At 67.0% G+C, this 14,805-nt stretch carries 12 protein-coding genes; 1 reads left to right on the plus strand and 11 read right to left on the minus strand.

Annotated features, from left to right (window positions below; translation table 11 throughout):
• Positions 1-51: 51 nt before the first annotated feature.
• The 6 genes from FB461_RS05750 to truB form a co-directional block, all read right to left on the minus strand.
• A complete protein-coding gene (locus tag FB461_RS05750) occupies positions 52-1,365 on the minus strand; it encodes a M16 family metallopeptidase (protein ID WP_142119766.1) in 1,314 nt (437 codons plus the stop codon).
• A complete protein-coding gene (locus tag FB461_RS05755; RefSeq protein WP_142119768.1) occupies positions 1,366-3,612 on the minus strand; it encodes a polyribonucleotide nucleotidyltransferase in 2,247 nt (748 codons plus the stop codon).
• A 213-nt stretch (positions 3,613-3,825) separates the two neighbouring features.
• Positions 3,826-4,095, minus strand: a complete 270-nt coding sequence (gene rpsO / locus FB461_RS05760) for a 30S ribosomal protein S15 (protein ID WP_142119770.1) — start codon at positions 4,093-4,095, stop codon at positions 3,826-3,828.
• A 201-nt stretch (positions 4,096-4,296) separates the two neighbouring features.
• Entirely contained in the window at positions 4,297-5,289 is a 993-nt protein-coding gene (locus FB461_RS05765; protein ID WP_142119772.1) for a bifunctional riboflavin kinase/FAD synthetase, read from the minus strand.
• A 45-nt stretch (positions 5,290-5,334) separates the two neighbouring features.
• Complete coding sequence (locus FB461_RS05770) at positions 5,335-6,636, minus strand: TrpB-like pyridoxal phosphate-dependent enzyme (protein ID WP_142119774.1); 1,302 nt, start codon at positions 6,634-6,636, stop codon at positions 5,335-5,337.
• 109 nt (positions 6,637-6,745) lie between these two features.
• Complete coding sequence (gene truB, locus FB461_RS05775; protein ID WP_170222626.1) at positions 6,746-7,693, minus strand: tRNA pseudouridine(55) synthase TruB; 948 nt, start codon at positions 7,691-7,693, stop codon at positions 6,746-6,748.
• A 35-nt stretch (positions 7,694-7,728) separates the two neighbouring features.
• On the opposite strand from truB, the gene FB461_RS05780 reads away from it, so the two are divergent.
• Positions 7,729-8,817, plus strand: a complete 1,089-nt coding sequence (locus tag FB461_RS05780) for an N-acetylmuramoyl-L-alanine amidase (protein WP_142119776.1) — start codon at positions 7,729-7,731, stop codon at positions 8,815-8,817.
• Between the two features lie 118 nt (positions 8,818-8,935).
• Here the strand turns inward: FB461_RS05780 and FB461_RS05785 are convergent, their stop codons facing one another.
• The 5 genes from FB461_RS05785 to nusA form a co-directional block, all read right to left on the minus strand.
• Positions 8,936-9,973: an NAD(P)-binding domain-containing protein gene (locus FB461_RS05785; protein ID WP_142119778.1), complete on the minus strand. Its 1,038-nt coding sequence runs from the start codon at positions 9,971-9,973 to the stop codon at positions 8,936-8,938.
• A complete protein-coding gene (gene rbfA, locus FB461_RS05790) occupies positions 9,970-10,410 on the minus strand; it encodes a 30S ribosome-binding factor RbfA (RefSeq protein ID WP_142119780.1) in 441 nt (146 codons plus the stop codon). The genes FB461_RS05785 and rbfA overlap by 4 nt, the downstream gene beginning before the upstream one ends.
• A gap of 89 nt (positions 10,411-10,499) precedes the next feature.
• Positions 10,500-13,277, minus strand: a complete 2,778-nt coding sequence (infB, locus tag FB461_RS05795; RefSeq protein WP_142119782.1) for a translation initiation factor IF-2 — start codon at positions 13,275-13,277, stop codon at positions 10,500-10,502.
• A gap of 50 nt (positions 13,278-13,327) precedes the next feature.
• On the minus strand, positions 13,328-13,786 hold the full coding sequence (locus tag FB461_RS05805) for a YlxR family protein (RefSeq protein ID WP_342776112.1): 459 nt from the start codon (positions 13,784-13,786) through the stop codon (positions 13,328-13,330).
• Positions 13,741-14,805 carry a transcription termination factor NusA gene (gene nusA, locus FB461_RS05810; protein WP_142119786.1) on the minus strand — a complete coding sequence of 355 codons (1,065 nt, stop codon included), beginning with the start codon at positions 14,803-14,805 and terminating at the stop codon, positions 13,741-13,743. The genes FB461_RS05805 and nusA overlap by 46 nt, the downstream gene beginning before the upstream one ends.

Consider the following 14,805-nt stretch of genomic DNA (forward strand, 5'->3'; position numbering starts at 1 on the left):
CGTTGACCAGACTTGCGGACGTGGGCGCTGCGCATTCGACCAACTGAGAGCCTACGGCTGAACGGAAACCGTCGTTAGTGGCGTGCTCGCCAGCTGGTCCGCCAGCGCGACGATGTCGTCGAGAGTCACCGCGCGCATGGCAGCGAGTGAATCGTCGATCGAGTAGAGCTCGCCAATCGAGATCTCGGCCCGCCCGAGCCGGCTCATCCGCGATGCGGTGTCTTCGAGCCCGAGAACGAGCCCGCCCGTGAGCTGACCCTGCGCTCGCCGTAATTCATCGGCATCGATCTCACCGCGCGCGAGAGCGCGCAACTCGTCCGCCATTCGCTGCTCGACCTCCGCAACGTTTCGCGGGGCGCACCCCGCGTACATGCCGAACGATCCGTCGTCGCTGTAGGAGGACGAGAACGCGTACACGGAGTATGCCAATCCCCGCCGCTCGCGGATCTCCTGGAACAGGCGCGAGGACAAACCGCCGCCCAGGATGGTGCAGAGCATGGACATGGTGAAACGGCGCGGGTCGCCCGCGACGATCCCTGGGGATCCCACGATGAGATGCGCCTGCTCTCCCGGCTTGGCCAGTTGCACGCGCGCCTCGGTCGCGGGCGGCAGGGCAGCGGACGAGGCTCGCCGGGCGCTGGGCTGGGTCTTCTCATCGAGTTGCCAGCCGCCGGCGCTCAGGCCATGCAGGACGAGGTCGCAGAGCTGGTCGTGGTCTACGTTGCCGGCGGCGGTGACGATGAGGTTGTGGGGCCGATAGTGGGCCACATAGTGTTCCCAGACGTCGTCGCGCTGGACGGCCGTGATGGTCTCGCGTGTGCAGCCGATCGGACGGGCCAGCGACGTTGGCCTAAGGGTGTGCTCGGCAAAGCGCTCATGGACTACATCCGCCGCGTCGTCCTCATTCATCGCGAGTTCCTCGAGGATGACCTGGCGCTCGGTGTCGAACTCGCCGGGATCGATGACCGCGCCCGTGATCATGTCGGTGAGGACCCCGACCGCCATGTCGAGATCGGAGTCGAGCACGCGCGCGTAGTAGCAGGTGTGCTCCTTCGCGGTGGCCGCGTTGGATTCCCCGCCGACCTCGTCGAACGAGGCAGCGATCTCCGCGGCCGTGCGGGTCGCCGTGCCCTTGAACAGCAGATGTTCGAGGAAGTGCGTGGAGCCGAAGTGCCCCTTGGTCTCGTCTCGCGATCCGACGGGAACCCACAGCCCGAGCGTCACGGAACGGACCGATGGAACGTACTCGGTCAGGACCCTGACGCCGCCAGGCAGGACGGAGCGGCGAATGGTCGCTCCATCCTGCCTGGCGGTTAAGGTCGCCTCAGGTGAACCTGCGGCGACGAGTGGCAGTTGCCAGGGCATCTAGCTGTTCTGCTCGGCGTTCTGCGTCTCGGCATCGCTCTTGCCGCCCTCATCCTCCGCGGTGACCGCGAGGAGTGAGAGCTTGCCGCGAGCGTCGATCTCGCCGATCTCGACCTGGATCTTCTGGCCGACGGATACGACGTCATCGACGTTCTCGACGCGCTTGCCACCGACGAGCTTGCGGATCTGCGAGATGTGCAGCAGGCCGTCCTTGCCGGGGGTGAGCGACACGAATGCGCCGAACGTGGTCGTCTTCACGACCGTGCCCAGGTAGCGCTCGCCGATCTCGGGAACCGTCGGGTTGGCGATCGCGTTGATCTGCGCGCGAGCCGCCTCAGCCGACGGACCATCGGTGGCACCGATGTAAACGGTGCCATCGTCCTCGATCGTGATGTCGGCGCCGGTCTCCTCCTGGATTTGGTTGATCATCTTGCCCTTCGGGCCGATGACCTCGCCGATCTTGTCGACCGGAACCTTGACGCTGATCACGCGCGGAGCGGTGTCGGCCATCTCGTCCGGCGAATCGATCGTGTCGTTGATCAGGTCGAGGATCTCGAGGCGCGCCTCGCGAGCCTGCGACAGCGCGGCACCGAGCACCGACGCGGGGATGCCGTCGAGCTTCGTGTCGAGCTGGATCGCGGTGATGAACTCCGAGGTACCGGCAACCTTGAAGTCCATGTCGCCGAAGGCGTCCTCGGCACCGAGGATGTCGGTGAGGGCAGCGTACTTGGTCTCGCCGTCGATCTCACCGGAGACCAGACCCATCGCGATGCCGGCAACGGGTGCGCGCAGCGGCACACCGGCGTTGAGCAGTGCGAGCGTCGAGGCGCACACGGAGCCCATCGAGGTCGAACCGTTGGATCCGAGAGCCTCGGACACCTGGCGGATCGCGTACGGGAACTCCTCACGACTCGGCAGGATCGGCACGATGGCGCGCTCGGCAAGTGCCCCGTGACCGATCTCGCGGCGCTTCGGGCTGCCGACGCGGCCGGTCTCGCCGGTCGAGTAGGGCGGGAAGTTGTAGTTGTGCATGTAACGCTTGCGCGTCTCGGGGCTCAGCGAGTCGATCTGCTGCTCCATACGCAGCATGTTCAGCGTGGTGACGCCGAGGATCTGCGTCTCGCCGCGCTCGAACAGCGCGGAACCGTGCACGCGAGGCAGCACGTCGACCTCGGCGGCCAGCGAGCGGATGTCCGACAGCGCACGGCCGTCGATGCGGAAGCCGTCCGTCAGGATGCGGCGACGGATGATCGCCTTCTGCACTGCGCGGTAGGCGGCGCTGATCTCCTTCTCGCGGCCCTCGAAGGAATCGGCGAACTCGCCGAGGATCTCCGCCTTGATCTCGTCCAGGCGGTTCTCGCGATCCTGCTTGTCCGCGATCGAGAGCGCCTGGGTCAGGCGCTCGGTTGCGGCACCCTCCACGGCTGCCAGGGCGTCGTCCTGGTAGTCCGGGAACAGCGGGAACGCCTGGATTTCCTTGGCGGCACCCGCCGCGAGCTCCTCCTGAGCATCGATCAGGGCGCGGATGAACGGCTTGGATGCCTCGATACCCTGCGCGACGATCGCCTCGTTCGGCGCCTGGACGCCCTCGTTCTTGATGAGGTTCCACGCGGCCTCTGTGGCCTCGGCCTCGATCATGGCGATCGCGATGTCGGGATTGCCGTCCTTGTCGATGATCTTGCGACCGGCGATGACGATCTCGAAGACCGCGCGCTCCTTCTCGGAGTACTTCGGGAACGCGACCCACTGACCGTCGATCAGAGCCAGGCGAACCGCGCCTACGGGGCCCGAGAACGGCAGACCGGAGATCTGCGTCGAGGCCGAGGCGGCGTTGATCGCGAGGACGTCGTAGGCGTCGTCCGGGTGGATGGCGAGGACCGTCTCAACGACCTGGACCTCGTTGCGCAGGCCCTTGACGAAGAGCGGGCGCAGCGGGCGGTCGATCAGGCGGCACGCGAGGATCGCGTCGGTCGACGGACGGCCTTCGCGGCGGAAGAACGAGCCCGGGATCTTGCCCGCCGCGTACTGACGCTCTTCGACGTCGACGGTGAGCGGGAAGAAGTCGAACTGATCGCGGGGGTGCTTGCCCGCGGTCGTTGTCGAGAGAATGGTGGTCTCGCCGTCGAGGAAGGCGAGCACTGCGCCGCCTGCCTGCTGAGCGAGGCGGCCGGTCTCGAAACGAATGGTGCGAGTGCCGAATCGACCGTTGTCGATTGTGGCCTCGGTGGCGAATTCAGTACCTGCCATGGGTACCTGTCCTTTCGTGTGTCACTCGCCCTCGATGTCCCGCGCCGGTCTTCGATCGAGACTCACGCACGCGTGCCGCGTGGCGGAAGTCACTACCGAGGACCGAAAACGAAGGGTGGTCAGGAGGGAAGCGAATGGGTGATTGTTGAAATGAGCCGCTTCTGCAGCCCAGCCCGGTGCCGCAATGCGGCCCGGGCTGGCTGGCGAGAATGATTAGCGGCGCAAACCGAGGCGCTCGATGAGGCTACGGTAGCGGTTGATGTCGATCTTCTGCAGGTAGCCGAGGAGACGGCGACGCTGACCGACGAGGAGCAGGAGCCCACGACGCGAGTGGTGGTCGTGCTTGTGCTCCTTGAGGTGCTCGGTCAGATCCTTGATGCGCTGCGTGAGCAGGGCGACCTGGACCTCAGGCGAACCGGTGTCCGACTCGCTGGTTCCATATTCCTTGATGATCTGCGCCTTGGTGGCGGTGTCGAGGGGCACGGTTCTCCTTATGATTTCTCGTTGCGCGGTGCTCCGGGGCTGATCCATCCGGGCGCTCTCAAGTCCGCGGCCGTTCTGACGGCAACAAACCACATTACCACAGGCACCACCCTCACTGCTTCGACCTCGTGGCAGGTCGCCCTCGCCAGCACCGGCCGCCCACAGCGCGGGATGACAGCGCGGGAGGACAGGGCGTTCGTGCTAGCCGAGGATCCGCCTGACCTCGGCGACGTCGGCGTGCATCCGCTCGATGAGTTCGGCCGCCGAGGCGAACGTCGCCTGCCCGCGCACCTTCGCCACGAACTCGACGACGATGTCCTGGCCGTACAGGTCCAGACCCGTCGCGTCCAGCACGAAGGCTTCGATGCGGCGCGCGTTCTCGCCGAAAGTCGGGTTCGTCCCCACCGAGATGGCCGCGGGGAGCCTGCCGTCCGCAATGTCGGCACCGTTGACCGCCGCGCGGCCGGGGACGTCCTCGCGGGCCTGCGTCTCGTGTTGAGCGGTCAGCCATCCGGCGTACACGCCATCGGCAGGGATCTGCCCGCGGACCTGGCCGAGGTTCGCGGTCGGGAACCCCAGTTCGCGTCCGCGATGATCGCCATGCACGACCTCGCCCTCGACGAACGGCGATCGGCCGAGCATCTCTCCGGCCCGGGCGACGTCTCCGGTGGCGATCAGCTCGCGAATCTTCGTTGACGACCATCGGTCACCCGCATCGGCCGATCCAACGTCGGCGATCTCCACCACGTCGAACCCGTACTCGTCCGCAAGGGATCGCATCGTGGCGATGTCCCCCGCGTTCTGCCATCCGAATCGGATGTCGCGGCCCGCGACGATGGTTCTCATGCCGAGCACGCCCACGAGGTAGGTCAGTACGAAGCCCTCCGGGGTCTGCCGGGCGAAGTCCAGCGCATACGGCACGACGAGCGTCGCGTCGATCCCCGTCTCCGCGAGGAGCCTGAGCCGCTGCGGCAGGTCGCAGATCGGCTCAGGCGCCGCCGAAGGATTGTGCACTACCGCCGGGTGCGGGTCGAAAGTCATGGCCACGGAGGTGAGCGAGTTGGCACGCCCGATGGCGGCGACCTGCTCGAGCACCTTGCGATGCCCTCGGTGAACGCCGTCGAAGTTGCCGATCGTCACCACGGACGGACCGAAATTGGCCGGCACCTCGCCGATACCGTTAAAGACCTGCACTGCATTCCTCATCTATAGGCGCGATGTGTGCGCCTTCCAGGGTACTCAGCGCGGGTACGAGTCCAAGAATCCGCCGTAGGCCGGCAGGTCGAGCTGGCCGTGTCCGGAGACTCCGATCACGATCGTCTCGTCACGGTCGGATTCTGCGAGGTACCGATACGCGGCCGCGAGTGCATGCGTCGATTCGGGCGCAGGAACGATCCCCTCGGTCCGGGCGAGCAGGATTCCCGCGTGGAAGGCGGCGTCCTGCTCAATCGCGACGGCGTCCACGAGGCCGAGGTTCACCGCGTGGCTCAGCGTGGGCGCCATGCCGTGATAGCGCAGGCCTCCGGCGTGAATGGGATCCGGAACGAAGTCCTTGCCGAGCGTGTACATCTTCAGTAGCGGCGTCATACCGCTGAAGTCGCCGAAATCGTACCGGTACTCGCCCTGCGTTAGCGAGGGGCACGCGACCGGCTCGGCGGCAACGATGCGGGTCTTCGCGCCGTGTGCGAGCACCTCGCGCAGGAACGGGAACGACAGTCCCGCCAGGTTGGAGCCGCCGCCAGCGCAGCCGAAGACTACGTCGGCGCCGTCGAAGCCCGCGGCCTGCAACTGCGCGAGGGCTTCCTGCCCGATCACGCTCTGGTGCAGTGCCACATGGTTCAGCACGGAACCGAGTGCGTAGCGGGTGGCATCATCGCGCATAGCGACCTCGACTGCCTCGCTGACCGCCATACCGAGCGAACCCGTCGTTTCTGGATCGGCCGCGAGGATGGCTCGGCCCGCCTCGGTCAGCTCGGAAGGGCTCGAGTGGACCCGTCCGCCGTAGAGCTCCATGAGGTAGCGGCGGTACGGCTTCGACTCGTAGCTGGCCCGAACCTGCCACACCTCGACGTCGATGCCGAACAGGGCCCCCGCGAAGGCGAGCGACGATCCCCACTGGCCGGCGCCGGTCTCCGTCGTCAACTTGGTGACACCCTCGTTGCGGTTGTAGTACGCCTGCGCGACCGCGGAGTTGGGCTTGTGGCTCCCGACGGGCGAGACTCCCTCGTACTTGAGGAAGATGCGTGCCGACGTGCCGAGCGCTTTCTCCAGTCGCGTCGCGCGCACGAGCGGCGTCGTGCGCCAGATCGCGTACACGTCGCGTATCTCCTGCGGGATCTCGATATAGCGTTCCACGCTGAGCTCCTGCTCGGCGAGGGCCCGCGGGAACAGCCCGATCAGGTCCTCGACGGTGACGGGTTCGCCGGTTCCGGGGTGCAGGTGCGGGGGCAGCGGCTCGGGAAAGTCCGCCGCGATGTTGTACCAGTGAGTGGGCACAAGCGATCCTGCTTCGGATGGAATGGCTGGCACGTTTGCGGACATCGCGCTTCCTTTGGGGTCGGCATTGACTCGGAGACGGGCAGCGATTTCGGCTGCTCAGAAACGATCATAGCCCGCCCATCCAGACGAGCATCGAGCCGATTCCTCGAGGCTAAGCCAGGACGGCGAGCGGCCACGCCTTGGTTTCTCCGCGCCGCTTGGAGTCCTGCACGAGCGCGACGAGGGACTCGTCCTCGCCAATCGCGGCAACGGGCCCCGGAACCCCGCTGGCCTCGATCGCGCGGCCGAAGCCCAACTCGGTGACCTCGTCCCCGCTGAGTCGCCGAACCGGCAGCACGGCTCCGGCGGCCGCGGCGAGTTGCTGGACCGGCAGCGCGAGATCGCGCTCGGTGATCTCCTCGAGCTGAGCCGTGGTCCGCGCGTCCGCCACAGCGAAACCGCCGATGCGAGTCCGGCGCAGAGCCGTCAAATGCGCCGCCGTGCCGAGTTCGGCGGCGATGTCACGCCCAAGCGCGCGAATATACGTCCCCGCCCCGCATTCGATCCTCGCCTCGACGTCGACCACAGCCACGCCATCGGCCGTGACCTCGGTGATTGCCGAGACGATGTCGATTGCGTGGATACGTACTGGACGCGCCGCCAGTTCGACGTCCTCGCCGGCGCGAACACGGTCGTAGGCGCGCCTGCCATCGACCTTGATGGCGCTCACGGCGGACGGTACCTGCAGGATGTCCCCCACGAAGCCCGCGGCGACCGCTCGTAACCTGGTCAGGTCGGTATCGGCGAATCCGGGTGTGGCCGTCACCTCGCCCTCCGCGTCCTCCGTCACTGTGGCAACCCCGAGCCTGATGGTGGCGACGTATTCCTTGGGGGCGTCCACAATGTACTGCAGGAGCTTCGTGCCCTTACCGATCCCGACGACAAGCACGCCGGTCGCCATAGGGTCGAGCGTGCCCGCGTGCCCCACCTTGCGGTTCTTCGCGAGGGAACGGATCTTGCCGACTACGTCGTGGCTCGTCCAACCCTGCGGCTTGTCGACGACGACGATGCCGTTCTCGGTCGGGCCCCAGGGGCGCGTATCGATGCGGGTAGTCTTCACGCCGAGTCACGTTATCACCGTGCGACACTGATCGAATGCGATTCCGTCACGCTTTCGCGCTCGCCCTGGTGGCTGGCTCGTTGTGGACGAGTGCTCCCGGCACTCTTGCGGCACCGAATCTACCCGGTGCCGCGGTGGTTTCGGACCCCGGAGTCATGCGCGCAACCGGGACCGTCGCGGCGAACGTGAGCCTGACCTCATCGTCGCGCAACGCGGCGCCCGGCACCACGATCAGGCTGACCGGCCGCGTCCGCAATGCTGCCAAGGGCGGTGTAGCAGATGCCCGCGTCGTGATCCAGAAGAGGCGGATCGGTGCGGCGAACTGGCATACCTACAGGACGGTCCGTGCCGATTCGTCGGGCCGATACCGCACGTCCACGAATCAGAAGCGCGGCCTCGAATACCGGGCCTCCGTGAAGACTGGCAAGCGCACTGTTCGCAGTTCTACCCGCGCCGTAACCGCAACTTCGGGGGACCTTCCCCTCGCGGGCGTGATCGTGGCTCTCGATCCCGGCCACAACGGAAAGAACGCGGCCGCCCAGCGCGCCGCGGCCCCGGACGGCCGCGGAAGCCGCAAGACCTGCAACACCTCCGGAACCGGTGGGGCAGGTATCTCGGAGCATCGCTTCAACTGGCTCGTTGCGAAGCGCACGCGCACGATCCTGCGCAAGGGTGGGGCGACAGTCATTCTGACCAGGAACTCCGACACCGGAAATGGCCCGTGCGTCGACGTGCGCGGCAGGTTCGCCGGCGATCACGATGCCGATCTGCTCGTCTCCATCCATGCGAACGGCTCCGTGAACACCTCAGTCCGCGGATTCTTCGCGATCGTCACCCGAACGCCGCTGAACAAGGCGCAGGGGAAGCCGAGCCGTGCGCTCGCTAAGCAACTGATCGGTTCGCTCGAAGACCAGGGCTTCGCGAAGTCGAGCACTATCCGCAGCGCTACGTCGTATCGCAACGATTTGGGAACGCTCAACTGGTCGGCCAAGCCGGTCGTCATGCTTGAACTGGGCGAGATGCGCAATGCCCGCGACGTAGCGGTCATGCGCAGCGCCAAGGGCCAGCGGCGCTACGCCCGCGCGATCGCGGCCGGGATCTCGGCGTGGGTGGCTGCGAGCTGAGGAAAAGCGAGGCGACGATTCGTCGGGCGACCAGGTCCGAGCTCCTCTCGCCGCGGCTCTGGGGGCACTTCCGAGGCTTGACGGCGTCGTGTGTCTACAGGCACGTCAACAGGCAGAATCACGTCGCCATGCTGCGCGCCAGCGCCGCCACGGCGTGGCGCCCGGCCCGGTTCGCTCCGATCGTGGACTGGTTCGGGCCGTACCCGACCAGATGAAGCATCGACTCGCCTGCAACGGCCGTGCCGTCCATGGCGATCCCGAGAGCGGGATCCAGCCCCAGCGGGCGCAGGTGGTCGAGGGCGGCCCTGAAGCCAGTCGCCCACAGGATCACGTCCACCGGCTCGAACCTCCCGGCTGCGAGCCGCACGCCGTCTGGTTCGATGGCGACGAACATCGGATGACGCACCAGCGCGCCGCGCGCCGCAGCCCGCTGCGTGTACGCGCTCTTCACCAGGCCGGTGTAGGAGACGATCGAGCCGACGGGCTCTCCATTGGCGACGTCCGCGGCCACCTTCGCCTCGACCTCTCGCCCTAGGGTTTCGTGGCGGAACTCGTCCACCCACACCGGCTCGCGCCGAGTGAACCATAGCGTGTCGGCGACGGCGGAGAGCTCGTCCAGCAACTGAACGGCCGTGATCCCGCCACCCACGATCGCGACCCGACTACCGGCAAAGTCGGCGGCTCGCCGGTATTGCACCGCATGGAGCTGGGCACCCCGGAATTCCGCCGCACCCGGGTAGACCGGGGTGTAGGGATTCGTCCACGTGCCGGTTGCATTGATCAGGGCGCGGACACGCCAGGAAGCGCCGGGGCAGAAGATCTCGAAGCCGCCGGCGATACGCTCCACTCGCTCGACGCGGACCGGCCGGCGGATATCGAATGCCCGCTCGCGCTCGTAGGAGGCGAAGTATCGCGGCACGGCGACCGAACTGCGCTCCGCCGGATCGACGGGCGGCACCGGCATACCTGGTAGGCCGAAGATACCATTCACGGTGGCCATCGTGAGTGAGTCCCACCGGTGACGCCACGCCCCGCCGGGGCCCTGCTCGGAGTCGAGCAGAAGAGACGGTATCCCGCGCCGCTGCAGGTGGTAGGCCGCCGAAAGGCCGGCCTGGCCCATGCCTATGACGGCGACGCGGGATACCGCTTCACTCACTCGTCGTCGTCCGACCGTTCGTGTGGCTTCTTGTAGGGGTCCGCGTCGCCTGCGGGAGTAGCCCCGCGGCGCAGTTCGGCCAGTTCGGCGTCCCGGACGCGCGCCTCGGCCAGTGCGTCCGCGAGGTGCTGCGCCTCCTCCGGTACAGAGTCGAGGTGGAAATCGATTGTCGGCGTGAGCCGCAATCCGGTCTGCTTGCCGACCTCGGAACGGATGAGTCCGCGGGCGCTGGCGAGCGCCGCGGCGCTACCCGCGCGGTCCTCCTCCGACCCGAGGACCGTGTAGAAGATCGATGCGTGTTGGCAGTCGCCGGTCACCTTGACATCGGTGATCGTCACGAAGCCGAGCCGGGGATCCTTGATACGCGATTCGAGGAGCCGCGCAACGATTTGCTGGATACGCTCCGCGAGGCGACCCGCCCTTGGGTTTTCAGTCACGGACGTTCTCCTTATCTCTGACGATTATCTCTTGATGATACGGCCGTGGGGCCCGCACAAGTGCGGACCCCACGAACCGATGACCGGGCCTATGCCCGCGGCTTCTCGCGGATCTCGAACGTCTCCACGATGTCGCCCTCGGTGATGTCGTTGAACGACCCGAGGCCGATACCGCACTCGAAGCCCTCGCGAACCTCGGTGACATCGTCCTTCTCGCGGCGCAGCGAATCGATCGAGAGGTTGTCCCCCACGACGACCCCGTCGCGCAGCACGCGTGCCTTGGCTCCGCGGCGAATCTGCCCGCTCTTGACCATCGAACCGGCGATGTTGCCGAACTTCGATGAGCGGAAGATCTGGCGGATCTCAGCGGTGCCGAGCTGGACTTCCTCGTACTCCGGCTTGAGCATGCCCTTGAGCGCCGCCTCGACGTCGTCGATCGCCTGGTAGATGACCGAGTAGAAGCGGATGTCCACTCCCTCACGGTCGGCCAGTTCAGCGACGCGCTCAGCGGGCTTGACGTTGAAGCCGATGATGATCGCGTTGTCGACCGTGGCGAGGTTGACATCGTTCTGCGTGATCGCACCGACGCCTCGGTGGATGATGCGCAGTTCGACCTCGTCGCCCACGTTGATCTTGAGCAACGCGTCCTCGAGTGCCTCGACGGCACCGGAGACATCGCCCTTGAGAACGAGGTTGAGCGTCTCGACCTTGCCCTGCTCGAGTGCCTGAGTGAAGTCCTCCAGCGACACGCGCTTGCGACGCTTGGCCAGCGTTGCCGCGCGTTCGGCCGTCTCGCGCTTCTCAGCGATCTGCCGGGCGGTGCGATCCTCGGGCGCGACCAGGAAGGTATCGCCGGCCCGCGGCACGGACGTAAGGCCGAGCACCTGAACAGGGCGCGACGGGAGCGCCACGTCGACGTTTTCGCCGTGCTCATCGAACATCGCGCGGACGCGTCCGTACGAGGTACCGGCGACGATCGAGTCGCCCACGGCGAGCGTCCCGGACTGGACCAGCACGGTAGCGACCGCGCCACGCCCCTTGTCGAGGTTCGCTTCGATCGCGACGCCGCGTGCATCCTTGTCGGGGTTCGCCCGCAGGTCGAGCTCCGCATCGGCTACGAGCAGCACCGAGTCGAGCAGTTCGGAGATTCCCTGCTGCTGGCGCGCGGAGACGTCCACGAACACGGTGTCGCCGCCGTACTCCTCAGCCACCAGGTTGTACTCGGTGAGCTGCTGGCGGATCTTGGCCGGGTTGGCCTCCGGCTTATCGATCTTGTTGACCGCCACGACGACCGGCACGCCCGCCGCCTGAGCGTGGTTGAGCGCCTCGATCGTCTGCGGCATCACGCCGTCATCGGCTGCGACCACGAGGATCGCGAGGTCCGTGACCTGCGCACCGCGGGCACGCATGGCGGTGAACGCCTCGTGACCCGGAGTGTCGATGAACGTGATGGCGCGGCTCTCGCCCTCGTATTCGTGGTGGATCTGGTAGGCACCGATGTGCTGCGTGATGCCGCCGGCCTCGCCCGCGATGACGTCGGAGTGACGGATCGCGTCGAGCAGCCTCGTCTTACCGTGGTCGACGTGACCCATGACGGTCACGACCGGCGGACGCGGCTCCAGGACGTCGTCGGACTCGCCCGCCTCCTCGGCCTCGAGGTCGATGTCGAACGCCTCCAGGAGTTCGCGGTCCTCGTCCTCGGCGGAGACCATCTCGATGACGTATCCGAGCTCGACACCGAGGGTGCCGAAGGTGTCCTCGTCGAGCGACTGCGTGGCCGTCGCCATCTCACCGAGGTGGAACAGCACGGTTACGAGGCTGGCGGGATTGGCATCGATCTTGTCGGCGAAGTCCGCGAGGGACGAGCCACGGCGCAACCGGATGACGGTGTTGCCATCACCGCGAGGCACCTGCACGCCACCCAGCGAGGGTGCCTGCATTGCCTCGAACTCTTGGCGCTTCGCGCGCTTCGACTTGCGCCCGCGTGCCGGACGTCCTCCCTGGCGACCGAAGGCGCCCTGCGTCGATCCTCGACCGGCACCACCGCGGCCACCGCCACGAGGGCCGCCGCCGAAGCCACCACCGGTGTTCCCGGGGGCTCCCCCGGTTCCGCCGGCGCCGGGACGGAAGCCGTTGTTGAAACCACCGCGGCCAGCGCCCGCTCCGCCGCGACCCGGCGCAGCGCCTCCGGTGCGCTCGCTGGGCCGGCCTGGGGCGCGACCCGGCATCATGCCGGGGTTGGGACGCGCGGCTCCGGGACGAGGAGCACCGGGTCGGGGCGCGCCAGGACGAGGCCCGGCTGCACCGCTGCCCTGGGGCCGGGGTGCGTCGTTGCGCTCACCTTGGCTGCCCGGACGGGGCATGCCCTGCGTGGAGGCATAGGGGTTGTTGCCCGCACGCGGACGGGGCATGCCCTGCGTAGAGGCGTAAGGGTTGTTACCCACGCGGCCGGATGGACGCGGAGCGGGGCCCCCGCTGGCCTTTCGCGGCGCTGGGGACTGTTCCGGCTTCGCCGAAGGTGCCTCGGGCTCGGGCGATTTGCGGGCCGCGGGCGCCGGAGTGGGAGCCGCCGGCTTGCGCACAGGTGCCTGCTCCGCATCGGCGGGCACCGGCGCGGGCTTCGCCTCGGAGGGAGCCTTCGCTACAGGTTTGGCCGCAGGCTTCTTCGGCTCAGCCTTGGCGGCGGGTGCCTCCGGCGCGGCCTGGGCCGGCGCGGGGAATGCGTCGCGCAACTTACGCACGACGGGCGGTTCAATGGTGGACGATGCGGAACGAACGAACTCACCCAGTTCGGTGAGCTTCGCCATCACGTCCTTACTACTGGTTCCGAGCTCTTTGGCGAGCTCGTAAACGCGGACCTTAGCCACATTTCTCCTGTCTCGGCCCGCCCGGGACAGGGTGGACCGTCGTTAGAACTTCATCGCTGGGTGCTCATCGGGTGCCCATCGGCTTCCAACCCGCTTTCCAAATCGACGTTGTGGGACTGGTTCGTCCCGTGCTGGTGAGCGCCGCGTGTCAGGGCCGACGTATCGACGTTCCCCACCACTCGGAAGGCGCGCCCGAAGGCGCGCTTCGAAATCGCTCGCATAAGACACCGTTCGTGGAGCCAGGCTCCCCTTCCGGGGGTCCTGCGCGCGCGGTCGAATTCCACGCGCGTCGTGCCATCCGAGGCAGTCGCGACGACGCGAATCAGGTTGCTTTGCGCGTCGTGTGCCCGACATCCGATGCAAGTTCGGATCGGCTGCGAACGCGCTGATTCGCCGGTGTCAAGCCCGGAACCTATATCCGGGCCGTCGTCCATTCTATCGCGACTCGTGGCGTTTTCCGACATCACGCCCCGGATTGCTCCGCATCGGATCTGATATCGATGCGCCATCCGGTGAGTTTCGCCGCCAGGCGGGCGTTTTGCCCTTCCTTACCGATCGCGAGCGACAGCTGGTAATCGGGCACGACGACGCGGGCGGTGCGCGCCTCCTGATCGACAATCGTCACGGACGAGACCTTGGCGGGCGACAGCGCGTTGGCCACGAAGCGGGCGGAGTCCTCGCTGAAGTCAACGATGTCGATCTTCTCGCCGCCGATCTCGGCCATCACTGCCCGAACCCGCTGCCCCATGGGCCCGATGCACGCGCCCTTTGCGCCAAGGCCGGCCACGTTGGACTTGACCGCGACCTTGGTGCGGTGCCCGGCCTCGCGGGCTATCGACACGATGTCGACACTCCCCTGCTCGATCTCGGGCACTTCGAGTTCGAAGAGTTTGCGGACGAGCTCGGGATGACTGCGCGACAGTACGATCTGCGGCCCGCGGGGGCCGCGGGCGACCTCTACAACGTAGGCGCGGATGCGCTCACCGTGCGGATAACGCTCCGTGGACACCTGCTCGTGCGACGGCAGAATCGCCTCCGTGCCGCCCACGTCCACCTTGACGTTGCGCGAATCGGGTGACTGCTGGATGATCCCGGCCAGGAGTTCGCCCTGCTTGTTGCGGAAGCTGCCCAGCACCTGGTCGTCCTCCGCCTCGCGCAGGCGCTGGACGATGACCTGGCGAGCCGTCGCGGTGGCGATGCGACCGAAGTTGCTCGGCGTGTCGTCGTATTCGGGCCCGAGCGTACGCTCGATGCGGGTCGAGGGGATCTCGGCCTCGTCATCCTCGCTCTGCTCACGAAGGGCCTCGATCTCATCCGCGGAAAGGGGCACCTCGTTCTCGAGCACATCGCGAGCCCACACCACGACGTGTCCAGTGGACCGATCGACCTCGACGCGTGCCGTTCGATGCGTCGAGAAGTTCTTCTGGTACGCCAGCAGGAGCGCCTGTTCGATAGCATCGATCATCATCTCCTGGCTCAGTTCGCGCTCGCGTTCGAGCGCCCGCAGCGCCGCCATATCGATGTCCAT

Source organism: Rarobacter faecitabidus (assembly GCF_006716265.1).
Classification (GTDB): Bacteria; Actinomycetota; Actinomycetes; order Actinomycetales; family Cellulomonadaceae; genus Rarobacter; species Rarobacter faecitabidus.

Coding starts and splice junctions, on each gene's coding strand:
- FB461_RS05750 (WP_142119766.1), bottom strand. CDS start 1,365: ATGCCCTGGCAACTGCCACTCGTCGCCGCAGGTTCACCTGAGGCGACC.
- FB461_RS05755 (WP_142119768.1), bottom strand. CDS start 3,612: ATGGCAGGTACTGAATTCGCCACCGAGGCCACAATCGACAACGGTCGA.
- FB461_RS05770 (WP_142119774.1), bottom strand. CDS start 6,636: ATGTCCGCAAACGTGCCAGCCATTCCATCCGAAGCAGGATCGCTTGTG.
- FB461_RS05780 (WP_142119776.1), top strand. CDS start 7,729: ATGCGATTCCGTCACGCTTTCGCGCTCGCCCTGGTGGCTGGCTCGTTG.
- FB461_RS05805 (WP_342776112.1), bottom strand. CDS start 13,786: ATGGCGCATCGATATCAGATCCGATGCGGAGCAATCCGGGGCGTGATG.
- nusA (WP_142119786.1), bottom strand. CDS start 14,805: ATGGACATCGATATGGCGGCGCTGCGGGCGCTCGAACGCGAGCGCGAA.